Origin of the sequence: Terrimonas alba, from assembly GCF_042434975.1 — a bacterium.
Taxonomy (GTDB): domain Bacteria; phylum Bacteroidota; class Bacteroidia; order Chitinophagales; family Chitinophagaceae; genus Terrimonas_B; species Terrimonas_B alba.
On sequence record NZ_JBHMQM010000018.1, the window covers coordinates 1 to 8,018 of the forward strand.

General features: G+C 38.8%; 10 protein-coding genes. 2 read left to right on the forward strand and 8 right to left on the reverse strand.

Translation table 11 applies throughout. The features are described from left to right. Nucleotides 1-108 precede the first annotated feature (108 nt). The 7 genes from ACFEL9_RS25880 to ACFEL9_RS25910 all read right to left on the reverse strand — a co-directional run bounded on the left by ACFEL9_RS25880 (nucleotide 109) and on the right by ACFEL9_RS25910 (nucleotide 3,929). The gene (locus ACFEL9_RS25880; protein WP_385896242.1) at nucleotides 109-684 is read right to left on the reverse strand and encodes a dihydrofolate reductase family protein; all 576 of its coding nucleotides are present in this window, start codon (nucleotides 682-684) and stop codon (nucleotides 109-111) included. Between the two features lie 130 nt (nucleotides 685-814). After that, nucleotides 815-1,237 carry a DUF6223 family protein gene (locus ACFEL9_RS25885; RefSeq protein ID WP_385896244.1) on the reverse strand — a complete coding sequence of 141 codons (423 nt, stop codon included), beginning with the start codon at nucleotides 1,235-1,237 and terminating at the stop codon, nucleotides 815-817. Between the two features lie 68 nt (nucleotides 1,238-1,305). Further along, a complete protein-coding gene (locus ACFEL9_RS25890) occupies nucleotides 1,306-2,124 on the reverse strand; it encodes a DUF6597 domain-containing transcriptional factor (RefSeq protein WP_385896247.1) in 819 nt (272 codons plus the stop codon). 49 nt (nucleotides 2,125-2,173) lie between these two features. Further along, nucleotides 2,174-2,584, reverse strand: a complete 411-nt coding sequence (locus tag ACFEL9_RS25895; protein WP_385896250.1) for a DoxX family protein — start codon at nucleotides 2,582-2,584, stop codon at nucleotides 2,174-2,176. A 2-nt stretch (nucleotides 2,585-2,586) separates the two neighbouring features. After that, complete coding sequence (locus ACFEL9_RS25900) at nucleotides 2,587-3,096, reverse strand: SRPBCC family protein (RefSeq protein ID WP_385896253.1); 510 nt, start codon at nucleotides 3,094-3,096, stop codon at nucleotides 2,587-2,589. A gap of 4 nt (nucleotides 3,097-3,100) precedes the next feature. Further along, nucleotides 3,101-3,598 (reverse strand): SRPBCC domain-containing protein, encoded by a 498-nt coding sequence (locus tag ACFEL9_RS25905; protein WP_385896256.1) that lies wholly within the window; start codon nucleotides 3,596-3,598, stop codon nucleotides 3,101-3,103. A gap of 4 nt (nucleotides 3,599-3,602) precedes the next feature. Beyond that, nucleotides 3,603-3,929 carry an ArsR/SmtB family transcription factor gene (locus tag ACFEL9_RS25910; RefSeq protein WP_385896258.1) on the reverse strand — a complete coding sequence of 109 codons (327 nt, stop codon included), beginning with the start codon at nucleotides 3,927-3,929 and terminating at the stop codon, nucleotides 3,603-3,605. Nucleotides 3,930-4,143: 214 nt separating this feature from the next. Between ACFEL9_RS25910 and ACFEL9_RS25915 the strand changes: the two genes are divergently transcribed. Together ACFEL9_RS25915 and ACFEL9_RS25920 are read left to right on the forward strand one after the other, a co-directional pair. Further along, on the forward strand, nucleotides 4,144-4,356 hold the full coding sequence (locus ACFEL9_RS25915; protein ID WP_385896261.1) for a hypothetical protein: 213 nt from the start codon (nucleotides 4,144-4,146) through the stop codon (nucleotides 4,354-4,356). After that, complete coding sequence (locus tag ACFEL9_RS25920) at nucleotides 4,347-5,750, forward strand: IS1182 family transposase (protein ID WP_385896263.1); 1,404 nt, start codon at nucleotides 4,347-4,349, stop codon at nucleotides 5,748-5,750. Before ACFEL9_RS25915 ends, ACFEL9_RS25920 begins: the two co-directional genes overlap by 10 nt. Before the next feature lie 348 nt (nucleotides 5,751-6,098). On the opposite strand, the gene ACFEL9_RS25925 is transcribed toward ACFEL9_RS25920, so the two are convergent. Continuing rightward, on the reverse strand, nucleotides 6,099-7,454 hold the full coding sequence (locus ACFEL9_RS25925; protein WP_385896265.1) for an erythromycin esterase family protein: 1,356 nt from the start codon (nucleotides 7,452-7,454) through the stop codon (nucleotides 6,099-6,101). Nucleotides 7,455-8,018: the final 564 nt, after the last annotated feature.

The following is an 8,018-nucleotide window of genomic DNA, read 5'->3' on the forward strand; positions in this document are numbered from 1 at the left end:
TTCGTTTACTTTTTAGTGTAAACCTATTTCAGGACGAGACAAACAGACGATGAGGATATGTTCGTCATCCCTGCTGAATACGCAAAACTGAATGTTAGCGGCTCGTTGTTATTGTCCGTCTACTATGTAATTCAGTTCCGTTACCCCGCAGGTAAATTGTCGAGTAGTAGGCAATAGTTTTAATTTTATTTTGTCTTTGATATCTACAAACAAAGGAATGCCTCTTCCAAGAATAATTGGATTAACAAATAGCCAGTAGCCGTCAATTAGGTTCAGTTGAATAAGTGAATGTGTTGCTGTCGGGCTACCAAAAAGCAAGATGTCTTCACCTGCCTGTTGTTTTAATTCATTTATTCTGTCCGAAAGATTATCGCTAATAATTTTTGTGGCAGTCAAACCTGTATCTTTCATTGTTTTTGATAAAACAACTTTGTGAACCTTGTTATACCACTTTGAATGTTCAATTTCATGCTTTGTTGCTGTCGGCTTGTTTCCTGCAGTAGGCCAGTAATTTTCCATCATTTGATAAGTTACTCGTCCATATAATGCTGTATCGCCTTCGCTTATCCGTTTACCGACATAATCAAAAAGTTCTTCATCAACTTTAGCCCAGTTAAGTTCTCCGTTCGGTCCTGCTACAAAACCGTCAAGCGATATGTGCATAAATGAAACTATTTTTCTCATATAGTTCTATTTTTTTATTGCTGTTTATAGTTTGTTACTGTCTTTTTACAATGACCGCTAACACCACACTTGATTTTAATTTTCACAATCCTATTTTTCTTCTATAATACGCAAAACAATTTTCCTGTTTTTAGTGCCGCTCTTTCGTATTGCGGGAACGAAGTGTGAGAAAGGCAAGGATAATACCTATAAATCCCAATATGAATGCGATAATTGCTCCTGCTTTTCCGCTGCCCGACCCGAATACAGCGCCTGCCGTCATAAAAAAATGAAATGCGCTAAAAACAACTGCACCCAAGCCCAATGCCAATGCGATTTTTGCATTTTTTTTTGTCGAACTTTTTTTAGCCCGCGTTGCAATGATAAGGCTTGACAAGCCCAACGCCAACTCCACCAATCCTATGGCTCGTGCCGGTGTGATGCCTCGCACATAGCCGCCTTCGTTAAAAAGTTTTGAATTATTGCTGCCTGTTTCTGCAACTTGCGAAAACACTTCATTACTTAAGAATGATGTCAATCCTACAATCAGGACAAATGAAATAAATTTCTTCATTTTAATGCAATTTTTGACGGCTAAATTACTGTTTTGCGTATGTCCCGATTTGTAAAAAAACGACATTCTTAATGTGAAAAGCTGATTGTGCCTCTGTCTGTGGCAACAATTGTTTCGGGTTTGAAATATTCCCTGGGGTTGAAGCCTGAGAACTGCTTAAAATCGTGACTAAAATGAGCTTCGTCATAGTAGCCGAAGTCAAAAGCGATTTCGGTAAAGCGCTTGTCGTGAAAAGGTTTGTTGAGAAGCGAATTGAACCTTGCTATCCGCAAAAATTGTTTGGGATTAAATCCTGAAAATTCTTTGAATCTTCTTTCAAATTGTCGGACAGATAAAAAGTTGTTTGAAGCCAACGCATTTACGGAAACAGTTGCGAAGGCATTAGAAATGGCTTTTATGGAAGAACATAAAGTAGAAAATTCCGATTTGATATTTTTCAGCCTTGCCTCTAAAAAATCGGCAACAATTTTTATTCGTTGGTAATTGCCTGAAGCCAGCATTATTTTTTCTTCCAATTCTTTGCCTTGATTACCGCAAAGCGTTTTCATATCAACGGATTGATTGGTAAGTTCATTTGCAGGCAGACCAAACAGTTGTGCAAGTGCATAGGGATACAAATAAAATCCGAAAATCCCGAAGTCAGTATCTGACGTTACCTTACTTATGATTTGTGTTTGTCCGTAAATACCGGGGCATAAATGTTTTTCCTTCTCAAAAGCCGATTGAAATCTGAATTGCCCCTTGTAACAGAAAATAACTTCGCAACAATGATGAGCGAAAGAGTGATGAACAAACGGCTTATCCCTGGTGGCATTAAACTCCAAATACCAAAACAGCCTGATATAGTCAGCAAGCTGTGGTGGGGGTTGTATAATTTTGTAGTCCACTTCTTTGTGCCTTTTTTTTGAGAACTCTGTTTGTACTTTTATATTGATGTTAGTGTGATGTTGTTCGTTGTTTGTTTGCTAAATGAATTTCCGTTTCAGTCCTTCGTATTTTTCCAAACAAATAATAAGAAAGTCCCCACAGAAGAATTGGCACAATCATGAAACTCCATTTGTCAATGGTGCCACCAACTGCAATCATCGCATATGTAGCACCAATAAAGTCAAACATAAGTCCAGCGTAAGCCCATTCTTTAATTTTGGGATAGCCTGGAATTAAGACAGCTACAACTGCTAGAAGTTTTGCAGTACCCAAGAATGTGAGCATATACAAAGGCATATGTAAAATATTCATGATTCCCTCTGAACTCTTTGATGAAATGATTTGCGAAACAGATGTAAGCATTAGGAAGGCAACTAACAGTCCGGTAAAAATCCAGTAAAGTGTTTTTAACTTTTTCATAATTACTTTTGAATTCTAGATATGTATGCTTCTAATTGATTTAATGTTCCTGTAAATCCTTGATACATATTATCAATCATAGAATAGTAAGTCGCCTCTTGTTCAGCAGTTGCATTAATTGGTTTTCCTGAAAGTGTTAAAGTTGTAATTCCGTTGCTTTCTTCAAAAGTTAGTTGATTGAAAATTTCTAATGGGAATTCGATAGGGAATGGGGATTTACAAATACTTCCGTTTTCATCAGAAAAAGAACTAACAAACTCTATTAAGTCGGGTCGTATAATGTTTTTATAATTCAAAACGCCCCACATAATTTGTCCGTTACCTTCCATTTTATAATGAACTTTCCCACCTTGTTTGAAGTCAAAGTGTGCTACAGTTACTGGTGTTCCAGCTGGTCCCCACCATTCAGTAAATGCTTCTGCTGTTGAAAATGCGTCAAATACCAACACTTTTGGTGCACTAAATTCACGAACTATTTTTAGCCCTTCTTTTTTGTTATTTTGAGTTGTCATCTTTTTACTTTTTATTGTTGTTTATGGTTTGTTCTACTAATATTTTAAGATAGTTTTCAAGTCGATTTAAAGTCTGTTTACCACCTTCAATGGCATTTACTTTTCTATTTAATTCTTCAATTATTGCTTTTGACTTAAACACTGATTGCATTGTCAACAATGTTTTTCCGTCAACTTCTTCAAAGGATACTGAAACTGTGAAATTATAATCTTCGTTTTCTGCACCAGAATGTTTATAGGTCAACAGCGAAGGCTTTTTCACCTCTACATACTCAATTTTGTTATCCCAATCACGTCCCATACCGTGCATAATAAAATCCCAGATTTTACCTGTTTCTACAGTCATTGATTTAGTTGTTAGCGAAAAACCATTTGGTCCCCACCATTCTTTTATATGTTCAGGAGTTGTCCACACTTCCCAAACTAAATCTCTTGGAGCATCAAGAATTCTTGTATGTATAAGAATATTGTCTTCTTGTTTGAACGTATTGTAGTCTTCCATCTTTCTATTTCCTCTTTTTTTGAATTTTCGCCAAATAACTTTCCAATGAATCCAATTTACTATCCCAAAATTTTCGATATTGGTCAACCCAATCTGATACTTCTTTCAGTTTTTGAGGATTGAAGTGATAGTATATTTCACGTCCTTTCTGCTCTTGTCTTACAAGTTGGCATTCTGTCAAAATCTGAATATGCTTTGAAATTGTTTGTCTTGAAGAATCAAAGTTTTCAGCAATTGCCCCTGGTGTCATTGCTTGAAATGCCAATAAGTTCAATATTGCTCTACGTGTCGGGTCAGCGATTGCTTGAAATATATCTCTCCGGGCTTCCATTTTTATGCAGTTATTCGACTGCAAATATAATGCAGTTATTTGGCTGCACAAATTTATTTGACATTATCATTAAAATTTATTCCTGAGAAGTCAAAAGTCGAAGGGAATGTCGGTCTGTTTAAGTGTCGCTCTACAATGACCGCTAACGGCAGTTTGTGAAAAAACTATTGTGTACAAACAAATATACACATCCTGTGAATAGGCTAAAACCCGTATGTTTTTTGCTTCCACAGTTGTCATGCAATTCAAACAAGGATCCAATCGCAATCAAACCAGCTTCACTACGCTGGATCAGCAGGTAACAGCTAATAATGCTGTACGCATCATTGATGCCTTTGTTGACAAGCTCGATTTACAAAAACTGGGCTTAAGTAAACTAATCATAAAAGCGAAGGCCGTCCGCCCTTTGCTCCACAAATGTTGCTAAAGCTGTACCTGTATGGCTATCTTAATAAGATACGCAGTAGCCGCAAACTCCAACAGGAGTGTTGTCGCAATATAGAGTTACGCTGGCTGATGCAGGAGCTTACACCTAACTATCATACCAGCGCCGATTTCAGAAAAAATAACAGCCACACATTGAAAAGCCTTTTTAAACTCTATGTACAATTTCTAGATGAGTTGAATCTGCTGGGCAAACAAACCATTGGTATAGATGGCAGTAAGTTCAGAGCGGTAAACAGCAGCAAGAACAATTACAATCAGAGAAAGATAGAAAAGCACCAAGCTATGATAGAAGAGAAAGCCGATAAATATTTAAAAGAGCTTGATGAACTGGACAAAGATGAAACTGATGACAACGGTCCCTCGTATCGCAAAGAAGAAGTAGAAGCAGCTTTGCAAAGACTGACTGAACGAAAAATAAAATATGATGACCTGCAACAACAGTTAGGTAATACAGAGGAAAAACAGATCAGCACCACCGATACCGACAGCCGGGCACTCATTATCAATAAAAACATTGTAGAAGTAAGTTATAACACACAGGCTGCCGTGGATGCAAAGAATAATTTGTTTGTTCATGTCGAAGCTACTAATACCAATGATGGCAAAGCGCTGCACCGTGCCGCTGTGCAAGCCAAAGAAAATATGGGCTTAAAAAAACAAAACAGCATGGATGTATTGTCTGATAAAGGTTATCACACTGGTGCAGAACTTCAGATGTGTCATGATGATAACATTCAGACCTATGTGGCCTTCAAAGAACAACCATCCGTAAAACATTTGCAAAAAGAATTTTTGAGTACACAATTTATTTATAATAAAGAAGATGACAGTTACACTTGCCCGGCCGGTCAAACATTAACTTCATTAGGCACCTGGCATCACAAGAAAGGTGATGCCGGAGAAACAAGTTATCGTTTTAAAACTTACCGCACTGATGGATGCAAAACCTGTTCATTAAAGAAGCATTGTACCAAACTTAATAAACGCATCATTCATCGCAGCGAGTACCAGCATGCAGTTGACAGCAATAATAATAACATACGGGAAAGCCCTTCTTACTATAAACGCAGGCAAAGCATTTGCGAACATCCTTTTGGCACCATCAAACGACAATGGGGATATACTTATACACTGATGAAAGGACTAAATAAAGTAAATGGCGAAATGAACCTGATCAGCCTGGTGTATAACATGAAAAGAACGTTATCCATACTTGGATTTGAAAAATTGATGAAAGCGATAGCAAACTGGAAACCGGACTATAGCCGGATTATTTATACTTTTTTGCGGCATCAAATTAAAATGATTTGGAGCCGGCCAGTGACATCATTTTTTATCAGCAAAAAAATCATCTTACTAATAAGACATGCCTAAAGCCAATGCAATCGATCTGGCAAAAACTCTGCGAAAGTTAAAAACAGGGAATTTTGAGTTTTTTCACATTCTGACGGCCAGGGCTTTCTGCTGTGCTGATATTCCGTGATTCGTCAGCCCGAACTGCTGCTGAGTAAAGTTAATGTAGTTGATGTTATATTATGTTGCCCGGCTTTATTCGTCGAGCCCGAACTACAGATGATAAGCAAAACTGACCCGTCCTGAAAAAAGTTTACATGTTGGTGCAGAAAATCCTGCGATAGGTTGACAAACTGCAGATGAAGTTTATTCCGTCAGCCATGCTATTGCAAATGCACTGTAAGGCGATGTGTTTCCAAAATTGCGTCCTCATAATCCTTCGCCCCTGGCAACGGTAGCTAAGGCACTTTTGGTTGGCCGTGTGGCTGTGGCACGTTCAATAAAGATAATCCCGTCGTACCGGCTTTTTAAATCTACTTTCATGGTGGATTTGTCATCATTAAACCAACCAAAAAAACGCATCTTTTGAGGCTGGCGCAGCCATTGTTTAAACGTTGGATTATCTGCTGAATCTCGTAAGTTCCAAAACAAGTTGCCTTTCTTTGCTTGAGATAAATAATACGCTAAATAACCTTTGGGAGCTGCGGTAACGGTAGCTTCCTTAAGATCACCAAATCTCCCTGGAGAGCGAAGTCTTGATTGATAGGAACCTTGATTAAATTCAAACGCTATTGCATAATACTTGTCTCCAAGCCTTTTCTTCAGCACGTGGCCTAAGTTTGGCTCTGCTGTTTCCATGTGTCCATCTGCTATATGTACGTTATGCTCCCAAACAACAAACTTGGCATTGGGCTTTTCTTTTTCCATCAGGTACAGTAGGTTTTCGCCCATCATTTGCGATCTTTTCATGTTTAAAGTTGATGAAGAATCAGAGGAATCCGGTAGGTGAAGAATAAACATTTGGCTCATCACTTGTACATACTTTACAGTTTGTGCAAATTCTTTACTCGAAGAGGCAGTTGTTAGCTGATCCTTGTGGTCGATCAAGTAGGCAACAAGATCTTGTAATTTAACACGTGCGTTGGCAAGCAAATTTTTGTCCTTCTCCTTGCTCCATTGCTTTTCTTGTTGGGACAACAGGCGAAAAAGGGAATCGGCAGCAGGCGCTATTTGAGCACAGTATTTTTGTAAATAGGCCAAAACTTTTTCCCTGCCAGCCTCATTGTATGTAAAGTCGGTCCCATGAAAGGATACTTTCTTATGATCCGGTACACTTTGGTTGTAGCTGCGCATACATTCGATCATGGCCGCCATTTCTTCCATATCCCAGACCACAAATCCCTGAGCAGTCAGAACAGACATTAGATTGCCCTTACCATAAAGTACATAATTGTTAATGGGTTCACAGGCACCATACCCTGCTTCAAGAGCAAAGCCGGTAAAATTCATCTCCTTGACCAGAAATTCTAAGAAGCGATGCTTAAGTTGAAAAAATTCTCTTGTGCCATGGGTATTTTCTCCTAATCCAACCACCATGACATCTTTTAAAATCTGCTTTAATGGTTGTAAATCTGAAAAGCCATTGCCGACCTCTACATGCTTGATGGGAATAGCTTTTTGTTGAAGCCAAGTAATAATTGCTTGGCTGTCTAACTTGGCGGTGTCTTGCGAAAAAACAAGACTGACGAAGAGCAAAAACAATGATAGAAATGCTATTCGTTTCATGAAGATAGTTTGATTGTATTTGGCATATCGCCTAACGATCGGGATTTACGAAGTGCCCACGGATGGAGCAGATGCGGGAGCGAAAGCCAACGGCTTTCAGCGAAGCAGCTGCGAGAATCTGTGGGTACGTGGAAATTTATCGGGGCATTTTGTAAATCCTCATGTTCACCGCAGGTGACTTGCACAAAGTTCACTACCCGATAAATTTACAAGTAAATCCCGATCGTTCGACCGCAATAGCTTAGGAGAAAAAGACCGGGAGTCCGCAAAGCGGACGAAGGGATTTTTCCTTGTGCAAGGCATTGCGGTCGAACGTCCGGGGCTTGCCGCAGGGCTGGTATTCTGTGATACGTTAGCCGGAACTAAAGTTCGGTTTAGTTCTTTGAAATTGAAGATATGTAATGTCGATGGGATTTATTCAGTCAGCCGGATATGTCGCTGATAGTATTGGGAACGATTAGTTTTTATTCGTCTGCCAGACTTGCGACAAAGCCCTTATGCTATATAGAAAGGCGTTTAGAGCAGGACAGTAGACCAAAATAACTTTGACTACAAAAACAAAAA

Coding starts and splice junctions, on each gene's coding strand:
- ACFEL9_RS25910 (WP_385896258.1), bottom strand. CDS start 3,929: ATGGAAGCCCGGAGAGATATATTTCAAGCAATCGCTGACCCGACACGT.
- ACFEL9_RS25905 (WP_385896256.1), bottom strand. CDS start 3,598: ATGGAAGACTACAATACGTTCAAACAAGAAGACAATATTCTTATACAT.
- ACFEL9_RS25925 (WP_385896265.1), bottom strand. CDS start 7,454: ATGAAACGAATAGCATTTCTATCATTGTTTTTGCTCTTCGTCAGTCTT.
- ACFEL9_RS25915 (WP_385896261.1), top strand. CDS start 4,144: ATGTTTTTTGCTTCCACAGTTGTCATGCAATTCAAACAAGGATCCAAT.
- ACFEL9_RS25885 (WP_385896244.1), bottom strand. CDS start 1,237: ATGAAGAAATTTATTTCATTTGTCCTGATTGTAGGATTGACATCATTC.
- ACFEL9_RS25900 (WP_385896253.1), bottom strand. CDS start 3,096: ATGACAACTCAAAATAACAAAAAAGAAGGGCTAAAAATAGTTCGTGAA.
- ACFEL9_RS25920 (WP_385896263.1), top strand. CDS start 4,347: ATGTTGCTAAAGCTGTACCTGTATGGCTATCTTAATAAGATACGCAGT.
- ACFEL9_RS25880 (WP_385896242.1), bottom strand. CDS start 684: ATGAGAAAAATAGTTTCATTTATGCACATATCGCTTGACGGTTTTGTA.
- ACFEL9_RS25895 (WP_385896250.1), bottom strand. CDS start 2,584: ATGAAAAAGTTAAAAACACTTTACTGGATTTTTACCGGACTGTTAGTT.